Origin of the sequence: Williamwhitmania sp. (assembly GCA_035529935.1) — a bacterium.
GTDB lineage: Bacteria > Bacteroidota > Bacteroidia > Bacteroidales > Williamwhitmaniaceae > Williamwhitmania.
The window spans coordinates 1-23,458 of sequence record DATKVT010000009.1; the positions used below are offsets into that span (position 1 = coordinate 1).

Sequence of the window (23,458 nt, forward strand, 5' to 3'; positions counted from 1 at the left end):
AAAAGGAATTATTAACTACATAGGTCCATTTCACAAGCCAGAGATTTACAAATTTGAAAGAGAAGTGCGGTTATTAATAACGGCTCAAGCAACTGAAAACGTTAGGCGAACGAATCCATTCTACAGCTATAAAAATGGGAAACGAATACAATATGCAACCTTACCATTGAATTCAAAAAAGCAAATAGAAGTCCTTAAAAAGCAAGGAGAGGAAGAAGACCAAATGAAAGAGATTATGCGTAAATGCAATAATGAAGAGTCCCCAGCCAATACTATTAAAAGCAAATCAACAGAAATAAGAGAAATAGAGAGAACTCCTCATCTAGTAATTGATACAATCATAATTGGATACCGCAATAATCCAGATGATTACAAACAGATAAAAGCGATAATAGACGATATTGTAATTGATTGGGAAGGTCATATCGATATAGTCCCGTCCAAGATTAGCAAATACTTTTAAAAAATAGTAGTGTCTGTGCTAAACAAAAAGAGTAAACATTCAACGGTTTACTCTTTTTACATTACACCAACCACCACACTCCTACTAAAGAAAACCCTAGGTCGTTCCAATACCTCAAGGCCCATATTTTCCAACTGATTCACCATTACCTCAAATGCCTCTGGCGAAACATGGAACTTTGGTTCCACAATCAGCATCTTACCGTTGGGCTTTAAAATTGACTTCAACTCCCTAAACAGTGCCTCCGGATTTGGAACTTCATGCACCATGTAGAAGGCCAATACAAAGTCAACAAGATTGGTTACGCCAATGCTATCACGGCGACACTGATGAAGTGTAACTCGCTTCTCCAGCTGGGTGCCTGCAATTTTGCGCCTCACCTTGTTGAGCATTCCCTCCTGCAGATCAACAGCAATTACCTCCCCCGACACACCCACCATCTTGGCCATTTCCACCGAAAAGAAACCGGGACCACAACCCATGTCGAGAACGACCATTCCCTTGCTCACGTAGGGAGCCAAAATTTTTCGAGGATTTTGCAGCCATCTTCTCACCCAATTATCGAGTCCACCAGCCCTTTCTACAGGACAAACCCGTAATGCATCTACTTTGCTCATAGCGATTAATCTATATCAAAACACAACAAAAATTAAAATCGAAACCAACAATTATCAGAAATTTCTTCCTCGCTAAACTCTAGCAAAGAATATTATTAGATAAGTCCTTTTCAATATAACGCTAGCACAATAATTCGTGCTAAGCCATTTCAAAGTTGACTAAATCGCACAAAAATAAAAAACAAAAAACGATGAGTTATGGGAAATTGCCGACGAAACTCCTTTATAGTAACTTGAAACAAATTCAAAAAGAGTGTAACTTTAACGAGAATAGAAATGGGTGCTTGAGTTAGCAATTGTTGCAATTTATTTTTAAGGAAATGAATACAACCATCAAATGGAAAAGAGGCCCTTTTAGCCGGAGGACCTTACTGCTGGAAAGAGACACGGAAGTTGGAGAAATAACGCGAAAAATATGGCGCTACGAACCAACGGCAAGGTTAAAAAACATGCAAGTTGTCTTTTTCGTAAAGGGATTTTTCAACAGAAAAGGTATATTAAATCAAGTCGAAACCAACACCCAACTGGCAGAGGTAGTTTTTAACCGATGGAGACGCAAAGCCCAGGTTGATTGGCCAAATGGGAAGAGTTACATTTGGGAATTTACCAACTTTTGGCACACGAGGTGGGAACTCAACGGGTCAGATAACACCAGAATTCTATACAATGGACTCTCGTTACGAGGAGAAATTACGGTATATAGCGGTGATGAATCCGCTATTCTAATAGGCCTGCTCATAGCGGACTACTATTGGCATCTCCGAAGAAAGGGCTAGCCAACAACTTTATTAATCGAACTTTACCGGCCGAGAGAAGCAGAAAATCGGGAGAAAGTTTTCATAACATTCTCCACATAGGTTTTCGAAACAGGAATATCGACGGCGTTGAGGGTATCCAACTCAAGCATCAGTCCGTCCTTATCCTTGCGAATAACCTTTACCTTATCAAAGTTGACCATATATGAACGATGGCAGCGGATAAGTTCCATTCCATTAAAGTTTGCCTCCATTTTCTTTAGGGTATTACGCAGCATATAGCGTGCAATCTTCTCCTTATTCAAGTAGCAAACTTTCACGTAGTTATCGGAAGCTTCGAGGTAGAGCAGGCTCTCCATTTTTACGGAAAATTGCAACACACCCTTCTCATCATGAAAAGGAACCATGTTTTTCGAATTGTTTGGGAATGATTGGCCTTGTGAAATCTGGTCAAGCATCAACTTTTTATCTTTCCAGGAGAAGTATAACCACAGAACTGAATACGGAATTAGCAAAACCAATGCTGTATTCTGAATAGAGACCTTCAATAACGTTTCAAACAATCGGGTTTCATGGAGTATATACTTTTCGTACACCGCGTAGAAAAGTGCCATGAAAAACACCTCCAGCAGAATCCAAATCAAGAATTGAATTAAGTTGAGAGAATAGTGCTTGCATAGGTGATACATGAACACGCGGCTAATCACCACAACCAGCACACCGGTAAGAATTACCAAACTAGAGTAAAAAAACAGCTGCAACCTTGTTACCGCAAACCAGCTTTCAACACCAAAAGGAGCGTAAATATTGATAAACACAAGGGCGAAAGCTGCAGTAAAGATGATCAGCTTAACAATATTTTCTTTTTGGTTTAGATAACCAGGAATAGTCCGCTGAAAGTCTACCATTGTTTAAACTACGTTTCTGAAACAAAGGTAAAGAATTCAGGTTAGCCGTTGGCTAAAAAAATCGATCAGCATTTCTTTTAACTAAAATATTTTGCCCCGCTATATGATTATTCACCCCATATAGCGCTATTCAAGCCCATTGCACCCAGCAATATCCCACATTTTTGCTTTCGGCTGAATACCATTGTTCCTTTGCATACAACCTCAAACAAATACAGCCATGGATTACACCACACTATTCAACCAGCTAAAAACGCTACCTAACTGCTGCGACAAAAAGGTGGTATTTCCCGATTCAGAACATGTGGTTGAATGGAAGCAGTTCAGCTCACCTTGGCGACTTAATGGTGGCCCCAAGAACGACGCCATGAGCCAGATATCCAGACTGCTAACTCAAAACAGCGATAACCAAATCTCCGAGAACCAAACCTTTTCGTATCCCATGGTATTCCCGAATGAGAATCGAAGTTTTAACAGAGCTATAATTATGCTGCATGGTTTAAACGAGCGCTCATGGCAAAAATATTGGGCTTGGGCTGTTTACCTCGCAAAGACAAACAATGTTCCTGTGATACTCTTCCCAATCTCCTTCCATATGAATAGGGCACCTCAATCCTGGGCTAATGCAAGAGCTATGCTTCCTCTCCTAACCAAGGCAAAATCATTACTGCCATTTATTGACAACATGACCACCTACCTCAACTTTGCCCTATCTGTAAGACTTACAGAGGAACCGTTGCGATTTTTCACTTCAGGTCACCAGAGTGCACTAGACATAGTGCATTTAACCGAGCAGCTTAGCCTTGGCCATATTGCTCCATTCGAAAAGAATACGAAGGTGGACATCTTTGCCTATTCCATCGGTGCCTTTCTAGCACAGGTTCTGCTGGTGGCAAATCCCTATGGTCTATTCAACGACTCCCGATTCTTCCTCTTCTGCGGTGGTGCTCTTTTTGAGGATATGCAAGGAACCTCGAAGCACATCTTGGGCAAAAGTGCATTTGCTCGCCTAAGCAGCTACTACTTAACTGAGTTTGAGGCGGAGGTGCGCAGGGAAACTCCTTTGTCTAAGTTTATTTTAAAGGATGAGATGGGGCAGGCGTTTTACGCAATGCTTTCAGCCAACAGAAACAGAGAGATGCGTGAAATGGCCTTTGAAAAAGCAGCCGATAGGCTTTATGCAATCGGCCTTAAGCAAGATACCGTGATATCCTCGATAGGAATACAAAAAGCAATAGGCCTTAGAACCAATCGAAAACCGAGATTTGAGGAGTTGGACTTTCCCTTCCCTTATACTCACGAGATGCCATTTCCATTAGCCTCCAAAGGGGTGTCTTCGTCAACTCTAAATGGTTCATTCAACCAAATATTTACGAAGGCATCAGCCTTCTTAGCATAAAAAAAGTCCGGCGCAAACCGGACCTTTTCCTATATAAAGAAACCAGATATACTAGTATCTCTTTGGTCTTCTGTCACCATATGATGAAGAACCTCCACCACTGTTGCCACCAAACCTTTTTTCACCTCTGTCGAAAGATCTTCTTTCGCCCTGAGGTCTCTCTTCTCTTGGTCTAGCCACAGAAACTGCAATTACTTTGCCATCAAGCTCAACACCGTTCAGCTCTTCGATAGCCTTATTTCCTTCAGCCTCGTCGTTCATTTCAACAAAGCCAAATCCTCTGGATCTACCAGAAAACTTATCAGTAATAACTTTGGCCGAAGCTACTTCGCCATACTCTTCGAATAATTTCTTCAGATCGTCGTTCTCAACTCTGAAACTCAAGTTAGCAACAAAAATGTTCATCTAAGTAATAATAAATTAAAAAAGGTTATAAGTCCTATTTGAGCCTTAAGTTGATTACTAACTTTTTCGTTTCTGGTCTTCGCAACAAACCGTTAGAAAGTTTAAAAAGCAGAGAAGAACAATCTAAAAGAACAATAACTTAAACTCAAATTTTGCCTTGCAAAGGTAAACAATTAAGAATAGCCAAAACTCATTTATCAAAAAAAATGTTTTTTTCTTAAAAATATTAGTTTATTAATACTCAAACTGTCAGTCCATTTGAGCAACGCTCTAATCAGTTAATACACAACAAAGTCAAATAGCCTCAAAAAAGAAAAGCCGGGAAACACCCGGCCGTTATCTCAATCTACCTTGATTATTTCATCTTTAGACCAAACATTATAGCCACACAACCGCTCACAAGCTCATCGGAAGGGGCAGTTCCGCTTTTTGTATTGACCTTCACAGAAATTATAAGCATTTGTGTTGTCTCTGCTTTAAAATCATAGTAAAGCGCGTAGTTATGATCCTTGCTTTCGTATAAGACCTTCCGCTGGGTATCCATAATGGTGAAGTTCACCTTTGGTAATGCACTGGAAGAGCATACTGCGATGCGATACTCCTGACCAGCATAAAAGGTTTTAAATAACTCTGCATCTTCACCTTCAGTTAGAATGGCCGCATTATAGTTCCCATCGTGCAGATACGGTGCCAGCTCAGACTTGCAGACCTTCTTGGCAAAGTTCTTGCATTGGGAGTAACCAAGCTGCGGAACCAGTAAAAAGACGAGCGGAATTGCAATTATCCAAAATCTCTTCATGGCAGGAATAAATTACTGTATATACTTGGTTCTAATTTCATAAGTGGTAGCTTTTAGCTTGGCAAACGATTCCGGTTTCACGGAAATCACGCTTTTCGCGCGAAGCGTTGCCGGTGCTCCATCTTTACCTGGAACAATTTCCACGTCGGAAATTGTAATTTCAATCTCATCAAAAACTGCTTTGAGCGCCTGTATATCAGTCAACACAGATTTAACATCGGGGTTAGCCTTATACTGATCGAGCAGGCTGATTACAGTAACCAGCGAAAGCTTCTGGTCAATAATGCGCTCCATAAGTTCCGAGTCAACATTCTTTGAATCACCAACTAAGCTGGTCGCAAGATAAAGGCCCTCAATCCACCCACCGACAAGAATTACAGCTCCAACCGATGCGCGATCATCCTCCTCAAGAACAGAGTTGGTATTTAAAAATGTTTCGGAAATAATATCCATGATTACATCTCGGTTATTCACATTCTCTTCAAGCCTCTGAACAACGCTATTGTCAATGGCATTGAGAATTCCCAGACCCTCTGCCATCTTTTTTGAGGCAGACATGTATTTTATGGTTGCTTGCGTCTGGTCGAATAAACTTGCGTAACTGAGGTCTGTACTATAAATACCTAGATTCAGCGCCATACTTTTGTTGGTTGAATAGCGTGATGCATTTTCTACCGGATTAAGCAGATCCTCGTTGTAGGTCGCTCCTGCTCGCTTTAGAATAAGCGCTGTTTCGAGTGGAGACGGTAAGGAGTAAAATATTTGCTTAGCGGTTGACAATCCCTTTTGCAACGCCCCATCATTTGATACCAAAGAGTCAACGCTAATGGCCGTTTGCCCGGCACCTCCCTTATCGGAGGAACAGTTGGTTATCCCTAAAACTAAGGCTAGTAAAAGGGAACCTTTGACCAAGCGACATCTTCCTATTCTAAAAATCATACTGTTTTGCTATTAATGTAAAACGCGACAGATTTTAACCCTAGTAAAGTTACTCTTTTTTTCATTTCGTGACGTAAAGGAATCCCTTTTTTCGGCATATTCTTCGAAACTAAAAAAACGAAATAATTTATAGCTTTGCAAAAAATATAAGCAAATAATGGAAAAAGAGTCAAACATAGCCAATAATCAAGGGTTGGCTATATTCAATGGATCGGAAGAGGACATCATTAAAAACCTAGAGAGTCTGAGGGAAATAGGCACCTTGTCCAGTTTAGAGGTCATTCTTGAGAACGTGAGAACTCAGCCATCGGAAGCCATAAAAAGGAAGATATATGAGCTGGTGGCGGATTTAAAAAACAAGTTGGCAACACCAATTATCGCCAACTTCACGCTGGCATGTGGAAATATCAAAATACAAACAGAACTCATTTCGGCCAGTTGGCAGAGCAGGCTCGATTTTAGCGAATATCTCGAGCCCTATATCAATATGACAATCGAAGGGGATATACTCCTAACTCATGAGATACTTACCCTTGTAGAGGAAAACTGTCAGGCTACAGAAGAGACTCAGGTGATCAGCTCCATTGGTAAAATAAAGGATCATCTTCACACCTTTTCCCCTGAGAAAAAACTCCTCATGGTGGACCTTATAAACATTCTTGAAGAGAAAAAGGCTGCCCAATAAGGTTTAATGATAAAACACAAAAGGCCCAGAGATTAAAATCTTCTGGGCCTTTTTATATTGATAACGGAAATTATTCCATGTTAGAAAAATAGCGCATAAACTGGGAGCGCTCATAGGCAGCGGGGTCCGCAATCTTAGCGTAGCTTTGCAATCCCCTAAAATCTTCAATCTTGCTGAATCCCTTGTCGACCATCCACTTCTCAAGGAAAGAGATCATTTGTGTAATCGCTAACGGCCCGCTCTTATATACCGCAGAGCATACTTGAGTTATATTCGCACCAGCCAATATCATCTTCACTACTGCCTCACCGCTATGAATACCTGTTGAGGATGCTATGCTTAAATTAGGTACCATGTCAGCTGCAAGTGCTACCCAGCGGAGTGAATTGCGAACATCTGCCGGATGGCTAAACACTTCAGATGCCACCATCTTCATCCGGCTAATATCAATATCTGGTTCATAAAAGCGGTTGAACAGTACGACACCGTTCACTTTTCGGAAGTATAGTTCACGTATAAGCCAGAGAACATTGGTAAAATGGTTACCCAACTTAAAAACGAGCGGAATAGATACTGCCTCACGTAGCTTTTCAGCCAGTTCAAGATAGGTTCGCTCGTAATACGAAGCAGGTTTCTCGCTATCGGTTGGCAGAAAGAATACGTTTACCTCTAGGGCATCGGCCCCGGCCTCTTCCACCCGTCGGGCAAAGCCAATCCAGTCCTTGGACGATACGCAGTTGATACTTGCAATAACCGGAATTGAAACTGCAGCCTTTGCCTCTTTTATAAGGGTAAGGTATTGACCAACTGAATTTGCCTTAGTATAGTTTCTAATGTAGTCGGAGGCCTCCGGATAGTCATTGGACACTTCGAGCATCCCCGCTTCATGCAGAATTTGCTCCTCAAAAAGCGACTTGAGCACTACAGCACCCGCGCCAGCTTTTTCCATTTCAACAATCTTTGGAACCGATGAGGTAAGGCCTGAGCTGCTTACAACAATTGGGTTCTTCAACGTAAGGCCAAGATAGGTGGTTTCTAAGCTAAGCATGGCAAATATTTTTTTTCTAAATATCTTAATTATTTCAGTTCAGACAATGCTAGATTGCATAATTTCTTTCACCAAAGATGGAGCTGCCAACTCGAACCATGGTGCTTCCCTCCTCAATGGCAAGGAGATAATCGCCCGACATTCCCATGGACAGCTGCGTGAAATGCTTACCAAACAGGGGCTTCATCTCCTCAAAAAGACGGTTAAGTCCACCGAACTCGCCCCGAACTTGCTCCTGATCATTGGTAAAGGTGGCCATCCCCATTAAGCCACAAACCCTCACATGGCTATAGCCGCCAAGCGCGCCAGAGTTCACCAAGGAAAGAAGTTCGTTACGATCGAAGCCAAACTTGGTATCCTCAGTTGCAATGTGAACCTGCAGCAGGCAATCGACCACTCGGTTTACCTTGGCAGCCTCTTTATCGATTACCGCCAGCAACTTTTGGCTATCAACTGAGTGTATAAGGCTCACGAATGGAACAATAAACTTAACCTTGTTCGACTGAAGATGTCCCACCATGTGCCAGCGAATATCCTTGGACATCACCTCCTGCTTGGCCGCCATCTCCTGCACCTTGTTTTCGCCAAACGTCCGCTGACCAGCTTGGTAAGCCTCCATCACCACCTCCACCGGTTTTGTTTTGGAAATGGCAACTAACTCCACATTAGGAGGGATGGTGCTCAAAATATGCTTTAGATTATCAGCAACGCTCATGGCTATTAGTGTTTTGAATAGCAAAGATAGCAATTTGAGTGAAGAACCATGTCAAAAGATTAATGGTTTATAGGTCCATGAAACAAGCCATCTCTTCGTTTAGCATCATTTTATTTCTACTTTTGAACATCTAAATGAAAGTTGATGACTGCACACATTACCGATGAGCCCACCGCACGCCTCGATGCGCTGCGAACTTTGGAAAAAGATAAAACCTGTGGAAAAAAGGCTGTGGCGGAATACTTCATCCAGCATCAGCGACGGTTCAACACCACCTTTGCCATCTGCCGCCAGCTGGTTCCAAGCAAGAATGCGAGCGTGCTCGACATTGGACGTAGCCCATTTACGGAGATGCTGCTCTCCCACTACTTAAACGTAAGCACGTTGGGCTTAGACCCAATTGATGACGATGGCGGTCATAGGGAAAACGGAAACGTGTCGGTAAAAAACCATACCACCTTCAACATAAACGACGCCAAAGATCCAAACCAGTGGCCTGCATTAGCGGAGAAGTTCGATCTAATATCCTTCTGCGAAACGCTGGAGCATTTACATACGGCACCTGAATATGCCATCACCTTTCTTAGCAACCTGCTTACCCCAACTGGCAAGTTGCTAATTACCACACCCAATGCTGCTACGCTCAAAAACAGAATTGCTTTGCTGCTTGGCCGTAACCCTTTTGAAAAGATAAGGCTCTACGACAAGAACCCCGGACATTTTAGAGAATACACGGTAAATGAGCTGCGAAGCATCGGACAAAACCTAAACCTTGAGGTAACACAATGCCGTGCCATAAACTTTTACCACTCCCGATACCTAGCGCCATTTAAGATGATACCCGTTTTCAAGGACAGCATTGTTGCCGTGTTCCAGCAAAAGGGCATCTAAACTTTGCCCTTCTGCAATGCAGGTCAAAACAAGATTATTAAGGTTGATAATCCCAAAGGGGCAGTTCGATTAAAAAAAGGGGCGCCCCAACTTGCAAAAAGGGGCTGATCGATTTATAATTAGGAACGCTCCTTTTAGGCAATGGGGCCTAATCGATTTTTGCATAAATCTCCCTGGTAGAAACATTGCACACCTCCCTTCTACAAATAGGCAAACCCCGGAATTATCCGAGGCTCACCAAATTCAATATCAGAGGCTTAATCCAACTTATGAATAACCAAACCACTGCGAAGCTTAGGCTCAAACCAAGTGGTCTTGGGCGGCATAATGTTACCTGTATCGGCAATATCAATTAGCTGCTTCATGGTAACGGCATACAAGGCAAAGGCTACCTTCATCCCACCCTTATCCACGCGACTTTTCAGTTCACCAAGTCCGCGAATTCCACCAACAAAATCAATACGCTTATCGGTCCTGAGATCCTTTATGCCTAGCTGTTTATCAAGCACAAGGTTGGAGAGAATGGTAACATCGAGCACACCAATGGGGTCGCTGTCATTATAGGTACCAGCCTTAGCCGTAAGGCTATACCAATTGCCCTCAAGATACATGCTAAAATTGTGCAACCTGGAGGGTTTGTATATTTCAGTCCCCATACCCTTAACGTCGAAATCGACTTTTAACTTCTCAATCAGCTGTGAAGGTGTAAGTCCATTCAAATCCTTTACTACCCGGTTGTAGTCAATAATTTTCAGCTGGTTGTCGGGGAAAATTACGGCCAAGAAAAAGTTATACTCCTCGCTGCCCGTATGGTTTGGGTTTGCCTTCATTTTCTCGTTGCCCACTAGAGCCGCTGCGGCTGTGCGGTGGTGACCATCGGCAACATAGAGCGCTGGAACTTTATGAAAAAGCTCGGTGATGCGCATGTTTGTTGCATCGTCGGTAATAATCCAAAAGTGGTGACCAAAGCCATCGGGTGCCACGTAATCGTACACTGGGTTACTGCTCTTCACAATATTTTCCACAATGAGGTCTACCTCCTTCACCGCAGGATAGCTAAAGAATACCGGTTCCACGTTGGCGTTGGTATTGCGCACGTGCTTCATGCGATCCTCCTCCTTATCCTTGCGGGTAAGCTCATGCTTTTTAATCTTGCCAGTCATATAATCCTCAACGCTGCAGCAAGCAACAAGCCCATACTGCGTCCTGCCCTCCATGGTTTGAGCATAAACGTAGTATTGCTCCTTGGCATCCTGAATGAGCCAACCTTTATCTTGCCACTTTTGGAAGTTCTCCACGGCTTTGGCATAAACTTCTGGAGCATGTTCGTCGAAACCAGGTGCAAAGTCAATTTCCGGTTTGATAATGTGCAGTAGTGATTTTTCTGTTGCTTCAGCGCGAGCCTCCTCTGAGTTCAGCACATCGTAGGGCCTGGAGGCAACCTCCGCCGCAATCTCTTTGGGCGGTCGTAGCCCTTTGAAAGGTTTTATCTTTACCATATTGTCGGTTGTTGTGAATGGTGAATGGTGAATTATGAGTTGTGAATTGTGAGTTGTGAAGTCTATTTCTTTTTGCTTTTCAAGTGTCGAATAAGACCTAAGAGTTGCTGTTTTATTTCCGCAAGAGCCTTACTCTGACTGGATATATCACTAACAAAACCAAGCCTGTTTGATATAATTAACTGTGTTTCCAGCTCTGAGGCAGAACCCAGTGCTATATACATAAAATGTATATTCTCTGCATCACTACTTCTAGCAGCGCCTTCTGCAATATTTGAAGGAATAGAAATAGATGCTCTGCGCATTTGGCTGGTTAAACCAAAAACTTCTTCTTTAGGGAAGGAAGTCGTTAACCCATAAATATCGACTACAAAATCAACACTCTGTTTCCAAACGTTCAGATCTTTGTGATCCATTAGCCAGAATATTTCATTACATCGTATTCTCTATTCACTATTCACATCTCACTACTTGTTCACCTGAAAAGTTTTATCTCCCTTTTTAATGAAGTTCACAATTTGGGTGGCAGCGGCTATGCCGGCATTGATATTTGCCTCTGCAGTTTCAGCTCCCATTTTCTTCGGGGTACTGAAATAACGTGTGCCAAGTTTCTCAACCAGCGCAGTATGGCTATCGGGCATAATATCGGTTGAATACTTTAAGTCATTCCTTTCAAGCATGGCCTTAAGCAACCCATCCTCGTCTATAACCTCCTTACGGGCTGTATTGATGAGAGTTCCCCCCTTAGGCATTTTGGAAAGTAGCTGGTAGCCAATTGACTTTTTAGTCTTATCGTTGGCCGGAATATGGAGTGATACGTAGTGACAGGTGCTATAAAGCTCTTCAACAGAGCCAACAACCTTAACGCCGTCCTTCTCCATTATCTCCTTGGCAACAAATGGATCGAAGGAATAAACCTCCATTCCAAACCCCTTGGCAATATGACCAACGAGTTTGCCCACATTTCCATAGGCATGAATACCCAATTTCTTTCCTTTAAGTTCAGAGCCAGTGCCAGATTGAAAACTATTTCGAGCCATAAAAACCATCATGCTCAGGGCAAGTTCGGCAACAGCGTTGGAGTTCTGTCCAGGAGTATTCATGGCAACAACACCCTTCTCGGTACAAGCAGCAAGATCTAGGTTGTCGTATCCGGCACCAGCACGAACCACGATCTTTAGGTTTTTGGCCGCCTCAACAACCTCTCTTGTAATTTTATCGCTTCGCACAATGATGGCATCAACTGTTTCAACAGCCTTAACTAGGTCGCTGGCACTAGTATATTTCTCCAGAAGTTCAAGTGAAAAGCCAGCATCTTCCACAATTTTACGGATACCATCCACCGCCGCTTTTGCAAAGGGTTTATCGGTGGCAACTAATACTCTTGTCATAACGATATAGCTGTTAGGTTATTATAAATTGATCATGGCTTGACCATAATAGTGGCTACCAGAAAAAAAGGGGTGAACGGCCAAAGCCATTCCACCCCTTATGCTGGTTTTAACTATTAAGCATTTGCCTTTTCAAATTCTTGCATGCAGTCAACCAATGCCTGAACACTTTCAATTGGGAGTGCATTATAGAGCGAAGCGCGGAAACCGCCCACTGAACGGTGACCTTTAATGCCAACCATTCCCTTGCTCTTTGCAAAGGTCATAAAGTCAGCCTCTTTCTCTTTATACTTATCGGTCATAACAAAGCAAACATTCATCAACGAACGATCCTCAACGGCAGCAGTTCCCTGAAACATTGGGTTACGCTCAATCTCGCTGTAAAGAAGTTTAGCTTTTGCTTGGTTACGCTCATACATTTTCTGAACTCCACCCAATGACTTCATCCAGCGTAGGGTTTCCCTAATGGCAAAAATGCCAAACACAGGAGGAGTGTTAAAAAGTGAGTTCTCCTTGATGTGGGTACGGTAGTCCAGCATCGTTGGAATCTTGCGGTCAACCTTGCCAAGAATGTCTTCGCGGATAATCACGAAAGTTACACCAGCAGGTCCAAGGTTTTTCTGAGCACCTCCGTAAATCATACCATACTTCTTAATGTCAACCGGACGGCTAAAAATATCAGAAGACATATCGGCAACAAGGGTTACCGGACATTCCATATCCTCATGTATTTCAGTTCCGTAGATGGTATTGTTGGTGGTGATATGAAAGTAGTCTACATCCTTTGGAATGGTATATCCCTTGGGGTAGTATGCATAATTTTTGTCAGCTGATGAGGCAACAGTTATCACCTCGCCAAAGAGTTGTGCTTCCTTTAGCGCTTTCTTAGCCCAGACGCCTGTTTCGAGATAGGCTGCCTTCTTGTTTAAAAGGTTGAAAGGAACCATGCAGAATTGCAAGCTGGCACCCCCACCAAGAAAGAGCACATGGTAACCTTCTGGAATATTTAGGAGCTCCTTGAAGAGGGAGATTGCTTCGTTGTGCACAACATCGTATGCTGCATCACGGTGAGAAACCTCAATCAGGGATAGCCCCGATCCATCAAAATCCAAAACAGCTTTCGAAAGATTTTCGAGCACTGATGGCGCCAAAATACATGGGCCAGCTGTAAAATTATGCTTTTTCATATCGAGTTAACTTAAAGGTGTAATATACTGAAATAAAACCATTCAAAATTGGGAAATATTTTTCGAATAATCCACCATTTATTTATGATTTACAACACTCAAACGGTGTTTAGGATAAAAACAGTAGCTTAAACCGAGCCCTTCATCTTAATATTCTCACAAATGGGCTGGAGGCTCTCCCCGTCAAAACGAGGAACAATGTCGGTATAGTCAGGTGTATGGCAAAACTCAATCACATCGTCAAGGCCCATGTTCCGCAAGCGACTGCGCTGGGCAGCTTTCTGAATATAGCCCACTAGATCGGGTTTAGCAAGCTGCCACACATCCATAGCGGCAATGGCCGAATCGCAAATGGTAGAAAAGCCATACTCGTTAATCAGCTTGTCAGCCAATGCTCCTGCATATACGGCATCTTCCAAACTAAAGCGACCCTTCCAACCAGAGCAAAACACCACGACTTTTTCAGCATGTCTACCAAGATAAGCAGCGGTAGCCGAGAAGTTCAAAAATGACGAAACTATTACCTCCTTCCCAATGGAGGCCATGTGAATAGCTTTTGTTCCATTGGTAGTGCTGTATACAACGCTACGCCCTTGAACCGTTTCCCGTGCAAAATTAAATGGTGAATTCCCAAAATCAGCAAAGTCGAGCACCTTGCCATCGCGCTCGGCAGCCACAAGAAAGCCTTGGTTCTTCAACTCCCGTGCTGCCTCCGTCTCCGCAACAGGAATAATGGAGGAGGCTCCGTGTGCAAAGGCCGTGCAAATGGCTGAACTTGCACGCAAAACGTCCACAACCACCATGGTGGCAGCAGGATCGGCGTGGTGATTAAATAAGCTTGGGGAGAAACATACCTCCACAACTTTATTAGACATGCTCATGAACTTAGCGTGAAAAAAAAGGTATAAAGAAAACTTTATACCTCATAAAAAGTTTACCCAAAGGTAGCTATTTCTGAAAGAATGGAGTCTTAACCACCCTTGCCTTCAGGTTTTTGTTCCTAACGTTAATAAAAATCTCAGAGCCAAGCTTCGAAAACTCAGTTTTCACGTAGCCCATTCCAATTCCTACTTTTAGCATTGGCGACATGGTTCCAGAGGTAACCTCTCCGATGGTATCGCCTTCAATATCTACAATTGGGTAGTGTTGACGAGGAATGCCCTTGTCGATCATTTCAAATGCCACCAACTTACGGCTAACCCCTTCTTTTTTATGCTTTAGTAGAATAGCTTTATCGATAAAATCCTTATGATCGGTGAACTTAGTAATCCATCCTAGACCTGCTTCTATGGCAGAGGTTGTATCGTTGATGTCGTTACCATAAAGGCAAAAGCCTGACTCCAAACGAAGTGTATCGCGAGCGCCAAGGCCAATAGGCTGAATACCAAACTCTTTTCCTGCCTCAAACACTGCATTCCAGAGTTTTGGTCCATCCTCGTTTGAAACATAAATCTCGCAACCGCCAGAACCAGTATAACCAGTTGTAGATAGAATAGCATCTTTGATACCGGCAAAATCAAGTTTCTTAAATGTATAGTATTCCATCTCCTCAATGGGAGTGCTGGTCAACTTCTGCATTGCCTTCAGCGCTAGAGGACCTTGCACTGCAAGCTGGCATATTTCGTCAGAAGCATTGAAAAGTTCCTTGCCAATGGTTAGACCAAACTTAGGAGCATTCTCACAAAACCAATTCCAATCCTTGTCAATATTCGCAGCATTAATTACCAAAAGATAAGTTTCTGCATTAACACGGTATACCAACAAATCGTCAACAATGCCACCTTTGCCGTTGGGAAGGCAAGAATACTGCACTTTTCCATCGAAAAGCGCAGCCACGTCGTTGGAGGTTATGTATTGCACAAAATCGAAGGCACGAGGACCCTTGACCCAAACTTCACCCATGTGAGAAACGTCGAATACACCAATTTTTTCACGGACAGCCATGTGCTCGTCGTTTATGCCTGTATACTCAATAGGCATGTTATATCCGGCAAACGAAGCCATTTTTGCACCCAAGTCAATATGAAACTGGGTAAAGGCGGTATGTTTCATTATTTTAAGTATTTTTTAACAACTAAACGTTTGATGGCAAAGGTAAATATTTTTATAGTTTGCCCTAGTGCAATCGATTACAACTATAAAAAAAACGAATATGTTTATGAGCAGTATTCCTCCATGTCTATTATATTCGCAACGTGTCAAATAATTAGAATTGCTGAAAAAAGTGAAAAAAAAACGTTAAACTTGCATAAAAACCAAGTTATGTTTCAGAACTTACAATTTAAACCTAAGCTTGTTAGCCTTGCCGTTCTGGAGGAACTGACCGACGGTAGCGATGAACTTTTCTTAGACATGCTTAAGATTTTCTTCTTGCAGGTTCCTGTCTTTATTCATGACATGGAGGCTGCTAATGAGGCAAAGGATTACCTTAAACTTGGTCAGATAGCCCACAAAGCAAAATCATCGGTTGCCACCATGGGTATCACAAATCTATCAGCCAAGATGAAGGATTTTGAACTTTTGGCTAAAAATGGCGAGGAAACGGAGAACTATCGAGGATACATTGACCTGTTCAAAGAAACTTGCCAGCTGGCAATTGCTGAGTTAGAAACAATAAAGTCAAACTTGTAATACATAAAACCTATGGTTAAGGTTGAACCTATTAACGGAGTTAGCATTGTGACTTTCCCAAGTGTTAACAAGATCAACGTGAGCAACATTGGTGAATTTAAGGATGAGGTTACTGCCCTCATTACCCCAACCAGCAAAGTTATCATTGATCTTACCGGCATAAGCTACATCGATAGCTCTGGATTTGGAATGCTTCTCTCCTTTTTAAGAACAAGCAAAACCAACGAAAGCAAGTTAATGTTTTGCTGCATCATGCCGGATGTTATGTCCTTGATAAATCTACTCCAGCTGCACACTGTATTTGAAATTCACACCACAAGAGAAGGCTGTTTGAAGAATGCATAGATGACGTAAGTCATTTTTGTAGAGGCTGTTTTTAATCACCTTTGCAAAAAAAGCGATGTCTATAGAAGTTGTTGGGTGGCTAGGGAGTATCCTATTTAGCATTTGTGGATTGCCACAACTTGTAAAAACATGGAAAACAAAAAAGGTTGATGACCTTAGCAGCCTCTTTTTATGGCTATGGTTTTGGGGTGAAATATTAACCTTCTGCTATATTGTTGCCGGCGATATTTTTGTAAAAAGTTACCACATCCCCCTCTATTTTAACTATGCAGTCAATATTCTAATTGTAATTTACTTGTTGTATGCCAAGTATGCATATAAAATGGTAGTGATAGAAAAATAAAAAGGTCCCTTCGCGGGACCTTTCCTGTTATTCTCTTGTAAACCTTAGCGAATTGCCATCGGGAGCCATTGTAATTAAAATAGTTCCAGAATCGCTCAAACTGCCAGAAAGAAGTTGCTTCGACAGTTCGTTCAACACCAACTTTTGCAGCACCCGCTTTACAGGACGTGCACCCATTGCCGGATCAAATCCCTGCATTGCAATCCAATCAGCAGCAGCATCGCCAAGTTCAATTTCTACACCACTAGGTTTCAGCATCTTTTGAATACCCTTAAACTGAAGCCTAACAATATCTTTTACCTGTTCAAGGGTCAATGGACTGAAGAGGATAACCTCATCAATACGGTTCAAAAATTCAGGACGAACCGACTGTCGTAGCAGTGCGAAGACCTGTTGCTTTAATTCCTCAAGCAAATTGTCAGCAACCACCCCTTCAGCAAGTCGCTCTTGAATTAGCGACGATCCCACATTGGAGGTCATAATAATAATGGTGTTTTTAAAGTTCACCGTACGCCCCTTGTTATCGGTTAATCGGCCATCGTCCAGCACCTGTAGTAGAATATTGAAAACATCTGGATGTGCTTTTTCAATTTCGTCGAGCAGAATAACGGAGTATGGCTTTCTTCTCACGGCCTCGGTCAATTGGCCTCCTTCGTCATAGCCCACATAGCCGGGAGGAGCACCTATTAGTCTAGAAACAGAGTGACGTTCTTGATACTCGCTCATGTCGATGCGAGTCATGAGATTTTCATCGTCGAAGAGAAATTCGGCCAATGCCCTTGCCAACTCTGTTTTCCCAACGCCTGTGGTTCCAAGAAAAATAAACGAGCCAATAGGTCGTTTCGGATCCTGCAGCCCCGCACGACTCCGACGCACAGCATCAGCAACCGCATCAATAGCCTCGTCCTGACCAATAACACGCTTGTGCAGTTCAGACTCCAGCGTCAATAACTTCTCCTTCTCGCTTTGTAGCATTCGGCTTACCGGAATGTGTGTCCATCGGCTCACAACCTCAGCAATATCTTCAGCATCTACCTCCTCCTTTATCATAGCACTTTCCGCCTGCAGGCCGCTAAGTTCAGCCTTAAGGGAGATGATGGCAGCTTCAGCATCCTTAATTTTCCCATACCTCAACTCTGCAACCTTTCCATAGTCACCTCGCCGCTCTGCATCTTCAGCTTCCAACTTAAATTGCTCAATGCGCTTCTTATTCAGCTGTATTTTATCCACCACTGCCTTTTCCGATTGCCACTTTGCTCTGAGTCGAGTGCGCTCCTCCGAAAGTTCTGCGAGTTCCTTACCCAGGTCGGCTAGCTTACGATTATCGCCTTCACGCTTAATGGCTTCACGCTCAATCTCCAGCTGCTTAATCTTTCTTTCCACCTCATCAATAGACTCGGGGACAGAGTTCATTTCCAACCTAAGCTTAGCAGCTGCCTCATCGATAAGGTCAATGGCCTTGTCGGGCAAAAAGCGTTCAGTGATATATCGTTGCGAGAGGTCAACTGCTGCAATAATGGCGTCGTCCTTTATTCTAACCTGGTGGTGGGTTTCGTAGCGCTCCTTCAAGCCTCTCAGTATGGAAATAGCACTAAGGTTGTCAGGCTCATCAACCCGCACCATTTGGAATCGACGCTCTAAAGCCTTGTCTTTTTCAAAATATTTTTGATACTCGTTAAGTGTGGTGGCACCAACGGCACGTAAATCGCCCCTTGCCAGTGCTGGCTTAAGAATGTTAGCGGCATCCATTGCGCCTTCTCCTCCTCCGGCCCCAACCAAGGTGTGAATTTCATCGATAAAAAGAATAACCTCACCATTGGAGGATACAACCTCCTTCACCACAGCCTTTAAACGCTCCTCAAACTCACCCTTATACTTGGCTCCGGCAATCAAAGCCCCCATATCGAGAGAATAAATTTGCCGATTCTTCAAATTTTCGGGAACATCACCGTTTACAATTCTGTGAGCAATTCCTTCGGCGATAGCAGTTTTTCCAACCCCTGGCTCACCTACCAGTATGGGATTGTTTTTGGTCCTTCGAGAAAGAATTTGCAGTACTCGACGAATCTCTTCGTCACGTCCTATAACAGGGTCAAGCTTCCCCAACTTCGCCCGCTCGTTAAGATTAACGGCAAAACGATTTAGTGAGTCGAATGTATCTTCAGCTGTTTGGCTGGTAACCTTGGAGCCCTTGCGAAGTTCAGCCACGGCCTTCTTTAGTTCACCGGTTGAAACTCCCGCATCAAGAAGCATTTGGGACACTGGATCACCCGTCTCAAGCAGGCCAACCAAGAGATGCTCCACCGAAATGTATTGATCGCCCATCTCTTTTGCGCTGTCCTGTGCCCGCTGAAGAACTCTATTAGCGGTAGATGAAAGGTATTGCTCACCGCCACTAACCTTCGGATACCCTTCCACAATCTTACTTAGAACCATCTCCAGCATTGGGATATTCACGCCAAGTTTTTTGAATAGGAATCCTGAAACCCCCTCGCTTTCTGATAGTATGCCTTTTAGTATATGCCCCGTCTCCACCGACTGATGGGTAAGTCCCTGGGCTATATCGAATGCATGCTGAATAGCCTCCTGTGCCTTAATGGTAAAATTATTGAAGTTCATAATGTATATTTTAACATTACAATACAAAAAGGAAGCCAACTCATCATCCCGGTCAATTTGGCCGACAAACTTAATAAAACAGGACATTGTGGCGCAAAGAAAAAGGGTGAGCAGACGCTCACCCTTCAATCTTCAATCCTAAATTATTTTGCTCTATTCAACAGGAGACATTACAACTTCAACCACATTACCCTGGCCAAAGAACTTATTTGCAGCCTCCTTTATTTTGGCTGGAGTTAGACTATTAACCACCTCCAAATATTTTGTATAAGAATCCAAACCATTCTCATATTTCTCGCGAATGGTTGATGTCCAAAAGCTATTTTCCCGAACATTTTGCTGGAAGGCAGTAATAAAATGTTCCTTTGCCTTTGCAAGAGTCTCCTCAGCAGGACCATTTTTCATCAAGCTGTCAACCTCAGCATAAATGATACCAATCATTTTATTGGCAATCTTTGGGTCGGTATCAAACACCATGTAAATGTTGAATGAAGGCAGAGGAAAATCGTTCACTGAACCACGCACACCAACACCATACGATCCACCTTCTTTTTCACGGATTGTCTCTGTATAGCGGTTCGTCAGAATACTCTGGATTGCATCCATTGCAACTATGTCCTCCAGTGTATAATCTGCCTTCCCAGTGTAAGCAACGTAGACCGAAGTTTTAGGTGTTTTCAATGGCTTAGTAAAATGGTTCTCGACCTTACCAACTGGTGGACGAACGCCATTATCTCTTGCATTCTCCTTTTTATTTAACGAGGGAAGACCTCCAATGTAGGTTTCAATAAGCGCCTTTGACTCCTCAGGTTTGACATTGCCGGCAAAAATGAAGGTAAAAGCAGAAGCATCGGCAAATCGTTCCTTGTATAGTTTAATGGCTTTTTGATAATCTACCTTATTCAAGAAGTCGACATTCATAGGCATAACACGGGAGTTATGGTTAGCCATCAACACAGAAATTGAATCCCTAAAAGCAGAACGAGGGTCAGCGCTTACATTGGCAAAGTATGCCTTTAGCCTCTGCATAAACGCAGTGGCAGTTTCATCATCAACTCTCGGTTGAGTAAAATAGAGATATACTAGTTGAAGCATGGCTTCAAAATCCTTTGGCGAAGCAGTCCCGCTTATACCTTCGGAGGTTCCACCAATATCAGGCCTTACATCTACAACTTTTCCCGCCAGCATTTTATTCAACTCCGCACTACTGAACTCCCCAACACCTCCGTTTGAAACGAAATCGGCAGCCATACTAATAGAGGGTAAATCTTCAACAGAGACTAAGGAAGTCCCTCCGTCTGCATACGCTTCTAGCACAATTTGATCTTCCTTGAAATCGGTCTTTTTAAACACCACCTTCGCACCGTTGGACAATGTCCACTCGGTTGTTCCAAACGCCTTATCTTCTTTCGTTGATTCCACCTTGCCTGGCACAGGTTTCTTTTCAACCAAAGGCTTATTAGAAACCTGATCCACGTATGGCAGAATATTTTCGGCCTTTACATCCGCAATTGTCTTCATTACCTCTTCCTTCGTAGGATTCTTAAGACCTTCCTTTTCTGGTCCGGTAATGGTTACCACCATATTAGTATCTGTTACCAGTGATTTTGCATAGGCATTGAGTTCCTCAAGTGAAATGGTTGGCAAAACTGAGGCTGAAAACTTATAATCAAACTCAATGCTCGGCATAGGCTCATTTGTAAGGAAGTTGTCAACACACTCCCAAACGAAAGTTTCATTCTTCTGCTTATCCTTTTCCTTCAGCATATTTTCTTTGCCCCTGAGATAATCGGATTTTGCACGACCAAGTTCCGTATCCGTAAACCCAAACTTTTGCATACGCTCATCTTCCCGAATTAGGGCACCAAGGCCATCCAACGTTTGGTCGTTTTTTGCAATGGCAGTAAGAGTAAATGCATCCTCCGTTCGCACCATGCTTCCAACATTAGCAAAAGCAACTACATAAGGAGGGTTAGGCTTCTGAACTAACTCGTTCAATCGTGAACGGAGCATACTAGAAACCAAATCCTTAATAATGTTAGTACGCATATACTCCATATTCTTCTTATTCTCTGCAACAACAGGGCGCTTGTAGTAAACCCTAACAATGCTGTTTTTTGCCTCCGGATCTGAAGCGATACCAATAATTGGCTCCTTATTATCGGGAACACTAAAGAATGGACGAGGTGCTGGATTTTCGCGCTTCGGAATATCCTGAAAGACAGTCTTTATATACTGCTCAACCTTAGCAACATCAACATCTCCTACAATGATAATAGACTGAAGATCGGGACGGTACCATTTGTGATAAAACTCACGAATCTCCTTATGGTCAAATCCGTTAATTACATTAATATCGCCAATAACGTCGCGAGTTGCATACTTCGATCCAGCATAAATTGTTGGGAGCAACTCCTTATACATGCGCCTATCAGCACCTCTACCAGTTCTCCACTCCTCACGGATTACGCCGCGCTCATTATCAATTTCATCATCCTTTAGCGAAATAAAACCCGACCAGTCGTGTAGGATCAACAGAGCAGAATCAACAGCGCTCTGCCGTGCAACCGGCACATCGGATAGGTTGTATACGGTTTCATCGAGCGAAGTAAAGGCATTAATATTCTCGCCAAACTTCACACCTATTGATTCCAGATACTCAATCAGCTTCTTATCAGGATAGTTTTTTGTACCATTAAAGGCCATGTGCTCCAAAAAGTGAGCAAGACCATTCTGTGGATCTTCCTCCAAGATGGCACCAACATTTTGTGCAATGTAAAAATCGGCCCTATCCTTCACCGTTACATTATGGCGAATGTAATAGTGTAAGCCATTTCCCAAAACGCCCATCCTGAAGTTAGGATCAATCGGCACTGGGGAATTTAAATCTAATCCTTGTGCAATGCTCCCCAAGCTGCAAAATGTCAATAATACGAGCCATAATGCCCCCTTAAAAATTTTCATAACATTAGGTTTATTGTTCAATTGTATAGGTTCTCATAATCAAAAATAAACATTATTTTCCATAAAACAGCTGAAACTAATGATGAACGCCACAGCTAAAGTAACTAGTAAATACTATTATCGTAACTTTGAACTTCAATAGCAGTATCGTATTCAAACAAAAACCATCGCTATGAACACCGAAGAAAAAGTTGTGTCCACCTTAAAAAACGAGGGAAAACCCCTAAAGGCAGGAGAAATTGCAGAACTTTCAGGAATTGAGAAAAAAGAGGTAGAGAAATCAATTAAGAAACTTGTTGCCGATAACATTGTAGAGTCACCAAAGCGGTGTTTCTATAGCCTAAAATCAAAATAAGGAGGGAACGACCCTCCTTATTTTAATAATCTGTGCTCAAGAAATTAGCTAATTGCAATTTGTCGAGCAGATATTACTTTTGCCTCTTCCTTTTTGGGTAGTAATACGGTTAAAATACCTTCTTCATATTTTGCCGAAATCTTTTCAGCATTCACAGACGAAGGAAGAGCAAATGTTCTGCAGAAGGAGTTATAGCTGAACTCTTTTCTGATAAACTTGCCACCTTGTTCCTCTTTTTGCTCACCCATTTTTTCTGAAGTGATGGACAGCACGCGCTGGTTAAGATCAAGTTTAAAATTCTCCTTCTTCAACCCAGGAGCGGCAACTTCAATACGATAATCGTCCTTGTCCTCATAAACATTAACGGCAGGTGTCGTTGTCCTTCCTGTTGAGCCCTCCACGATATTTTCGAACCAGTTGCGACCAAAAATATCATCAATAAGGCTGGGTAAGTTGTTGTAGTTTTTTACAATTGGTAACATGGCTAAATCCTCCATATT

25 protein-coding genes are annotated in these 23,458 nt (G+C 42.7%); 9 read left to right on the plus strand and 16 right to left on the minus strand.

Annotation, left to right across the window (positions count from 1 at the left end):
* Positions 1 to 463, plus strand: a 463-nt coding sequence (locus VMW01_00470) for a hypothetical protein (protein HUW04709.1), incomplete at its 5' end; no start/stop codon positions are given.
* A gap of 56 nt (positions 464 to 519) precedes the next feature.
* Here the strand turns inward: VMW01_00470 and VMW01_00475 are convergent.
* The gene (locus tag VMW01_00475; protein HUW04710.1) at positions 520 to 1,080 is read right to left on the minus strand and encodes a class I SAM-dependent methyltransferase; all 561 of its coding nucleotides are present in this window, start codon (positions 1,078 to 1,080) and stop codon (positions 520 to 522) included.
* Between the two features lie 320 nt (positions 1,081 to 1,400).
* Here VMW01_00475 and VMW01_00480 point away from each other — a divergent pair, with 320 nt between their 5' ends.
* A complete protein-coding gene (locus tag VMW01_00480) occupies positions 1,401 to 1,856 on the plus strand; it encodes a hypothetical protein (protein HUW04711.1) in 456 nt (151 codons plus the stop codon).
* 23 nt (positions 1,857 to 1,879) lie between these two features.
* Here VMW01_00480 and VMW01_00485 read toward each other — a convergent pair whose 3' ends face one another.
* A complete protein-coding gene (locus VMW01_00485) occupies positions 1,880 to 2,743 on the minus strand; it encodes a LytTR family DNA-binding domain-containing protein (protein ID HUW04712.1) in 864 nt (287 codons plus the stop codon).
* 220 nt (positions 2,744 to 2,963) lie between these two features.
* Between VMW01_00485 and VMW01_00490 the strand changes: the two genes are divergently transcribed.
* Positions 2,964 to 4,142: a DUF6051 family protein gene (locus VMW01_00490; protein HUW04713.1), complete on the plus strand. Its 1,179-nt coding sequence runs from the start codon at positions 2,964 to 2,966 to the stop codon at positions 4,140 to 4,142.
* Positions 4,143 to 4,193: 51 nt separating this feature from the next.
* On the opposite strand, the gene VMW01_00495 is transcribed toward VMW01_00490, so the two are convergent.
* From VMW01_00495 to VMW01_00505, 3 genes are all read right to left on the minus strand, one after another.
* Positions 4,194 to 4,547, minus strand: coding sequence for an RNA-binding protein (locus VMW01_00495; protein ID HUW04714.1), 354 nt, complete (start codon positions 4,545 to 4,547; stop codon positions 4,194 to 4,196).
* Positions 4,548 to 4,902: 355 nt separating this feature from the next.
* The gene (locus tag VMW01_00500) at positions 4,903 to 5,346 is read right to left on the minus strand and encodes a hypothetical protein (protein HUW04715.1); all 444 of its coding nucleotides are present in this window, start codon (positions 5,344 to 5,346) and stop codon (positions 4,903 to 4,905) included.
* A gap of 12 nt (positions 5,347 to 5,358) precedes the next feature.
* A complete protein-coding gene (locus VMW01_00505; protein HUW04716.1) occupies positions 5,359 to 6,285 on the minus strand; it encodes a hypothetical protein in 927 nt (308 codons plus the stop codon).
* 157 nt (positions 6,286 to 6,442) lie between these two features.
* On the opposite strand from VMW01_00505, the gene VMW01_00510 reads away from it, so the two are divergent.
* Entirely contained in the window at positions 6,443 to 6,970 is a 528-nt protein-coding gene (locus VMW01_00510; GenBank protein ID HUW04717.1) for a hypothetical protein, read from the plus strand.
* Positions 6,971 to 7,040: 70 nt separating this feature from the next.
* On the opposite strand, the gene VMW01_00515 is transcribed toward VMW01_00510, so the two are convergent.
* Both VMW01_00515 and VMW01_00520 read right to left on the minus strand, forming a co-directional pair.
* A complete protein-coding gene (locus VMW01_00515) occupies positions 7,041 to 8,018 on the minus strand; it encodes a dihydroorotate dehydrogenase-like protein (GenBank protein ID HUW04718.1) in 978 nt (325 codons plus the stop codon).
* Between the two features lie 49 nt (positions 8,019 to 8,067).
* Entirely contained in the window at positions 8,068 to 8,733 is a 666-nt protein-coding gene (locus VMW01_00520; GenBank protein HUW04719.1) for a YggS family pyridoxal phosphate-dependent enzyme, read from the minus strand.
* A gap of 144 nt (positions 8,734 to 8,877) precedes the next feature.
* On the opposite strand from VMW01_00520, the gene VMW01_00525 reads away from it, so the two are divergent.
* On the plus strand, positions 8,878 to 9,624 hold the full coding sequence (locus VMW01_00525) for a methyltransferase domain-containing protein (protein ID HUW04720.1): 747 nt from the start codon (positions 8,878 to 8,880) through the stop codon (positions 9,622 to 9,624).
* A gap of 257 nt (positions 9,625 to 9,881) precedes the next feature.
* Here VMW01_00525 and VMW01_00530 read toward each other — a convergent pair whose 3' ends face one another.
* From VMW01_00530 to gcvT, 6 genes are all read right to left on the minus strand, one after another.
* Complete coding sequence (locus VMW01_00530) at positions 9,882 to 11,123, minus strand: DUF1015 family protein (GenBank protein ID HUW04721.1); 1,242 nt, start codon at positions 11,121 to 11,123, stop codon at positions 9,882 to 9,884.
* A gap of 62 nt (positions 11,124 to 11,185) precedes the next feature.
* Positions 11,186 to 11,539, minus strand: coding sequence for a four helix bundle protein (locus VMW01_00535; GenBank protein HUW04722.1), 354 nt, complete (start codon positions 11,537 to 11,539; stop codon positions 11,186 to 11,188).
* Between the two features lie 51 nt (positions 11,540 to 11,590).
* On the minus strand, positions 11,591 to 12,514 hold the full coding sequence (locus tag VMW01_00540; GenBank protein HUW04723.1) for an NAD(P)-dependent oxidoreductase: 924 nt from the start codon (positions 12,512 to 12,514) through the stop codon (positions 11,591 to 11,593).
* A 116-nt stretch (positions 12,515 to 12,630) separates the two neighbouring features.
* Positions 12,631 to 13,701, minus strand: a complete 1,071-nt coding sequence (serC, locus tag VMW01_00545; protein HUW04724.1) for a 3-phosphoserine/phosphohydroxythreonine transaminase — start codon at positions 13,699 to 13,701, stop codon at positions 12,631 to 12,633.
* A 128-nt stretch (positions 13,702 to 13,829) separates the two neighbouring features.
* Entirely contained in the window at positions 13,830 to 14,576 is a 747-nt protein-coding gene (locus VMW01_00550; protein ID HUW04725.1) for a 2-phosphosulfolactate phosphatase, read from the minus strand.
* Between the two features lie 73 nt (positions 14,577 to 14,649).
* On the minus strand, positions 14,650 to 15,753 hold the full coding sequence (gene gcvT, locus VMW01_00555) for a glycine cleavage system aminomethyltransferase GcvT (protein ID HUW04726.1): 1,104 nt from the start codon (positions 15,751 to 15,753) through the stop codon (positions 14,650 to 14,652).
* 210 nt (positions 15,754 to 15,963) lie between these two features.
* Here gcvT and VMW01_00560 point away from each other — a divergent pair, with 210 nt between their 5' ends.
* The 3 genes from VMW01_00560 to VMW01_00570 are packed head-to-tail and all read left to right on the plus strand — an operon-like array spanning position 15,964 to position 17,020.
* Entirely contained in the window at positions 15,964 to 16,332 is a 369-nt protein-coding gene (locus VMW01_00560) for an Hpt domain-containing protein (GenBank protein ID HUW04727.1), read from the plus strand.
* Between the two features lie 12 nt (positions 16,333 to 16,344).
* The gene (locus VMW01_00565; GenBank protein HUW04728.1) at positions 16,345 to 16,677 is read left to right on the plus strand and encodes an STAS domain-containing protein; all 333 of its coding nucleotides are present in this window, start codon (positions 16,345 to 16,347) and stop codon (positions 16,675 to 16,677) included.
* A 55-nt stretch (positions 16,678 to 16,732) separates the two neighbouring features.
* Complete coding sequence (locus tag VMW01_00570; GenBank protein ID HUW04729.1) at positions 16,733 to 17,020, plus strand: PQ-loop repeat-containing protein; 288 nt, start codon at positions 16,733 to 16,735, stop codon at positions 17,018 to 17,020.
* A gap of 27 nt (positions 17,021 to 17,047) precedes the next feature.
* Here VMW01_00570 and clpB read toward each other — a convergent pair whose 3' ends face one another.
* Both clpB and VMW01_00580 read right to left on the minus strand, forming a co-directional pair.
* Positions 17,048 to 19,639, minus strand: coding sequence for an ATP-dependent chaperone ClpB (gene clpB, locus VMW01_00575; GenBank protein ID HUW04730.1), 2,592 nt, complete (start codon positions 19,637 to 19,639; stop codon positions 17,048 to 17,050).
* 153 nt (positions 19,640 to 19,792) lie between these two features.
* Positions 19,793 to 22,603, minus strand: coding sequence for an insulinase family protein (locus VMW01_00580; GenBank protein HUW04731.1), 2,811 nt, complete (start codon positions 22,601 to 22,603; stop codon positions 19,793 to 19,795).
* A gap of 172 nt (positions 22,604 to 22,775) precedes the next feature.
* On the opposite strand from VMW01_00580, the gene VMW01_00585 reads away from it, so the two are divergent.
* On the plus strand, positions 22,776 to 22,958 hold the full coding sequence (locus VMW01_00585; GenBank protein HUW04732.1) for a hypothetical protein: 183 nt from the start codon (positions 22,776 to 22,778) through the stop codon (positions 22,956 to 22,958).
* Positions 22,959 to 23,002: 44 nt separating this feature from the next.
* Here VMW01_00585 and VMW01_00590 read toward each other — a convergent pair whose 3' ends face one another.
* Complete coding sequence (locus VMW01_00590) at positions 23,003 to 23,440, minus strand: Hsp20/alpha crystallin family protein (protein ID HUW04733.1); 438 nt, start codon at positions 23,438 to 23,440, stop codon at positions 23,003 to 23,005.
* Between the last annotated feature and the right edge of the window lie 18 nt (positions 23,441 to 23,458).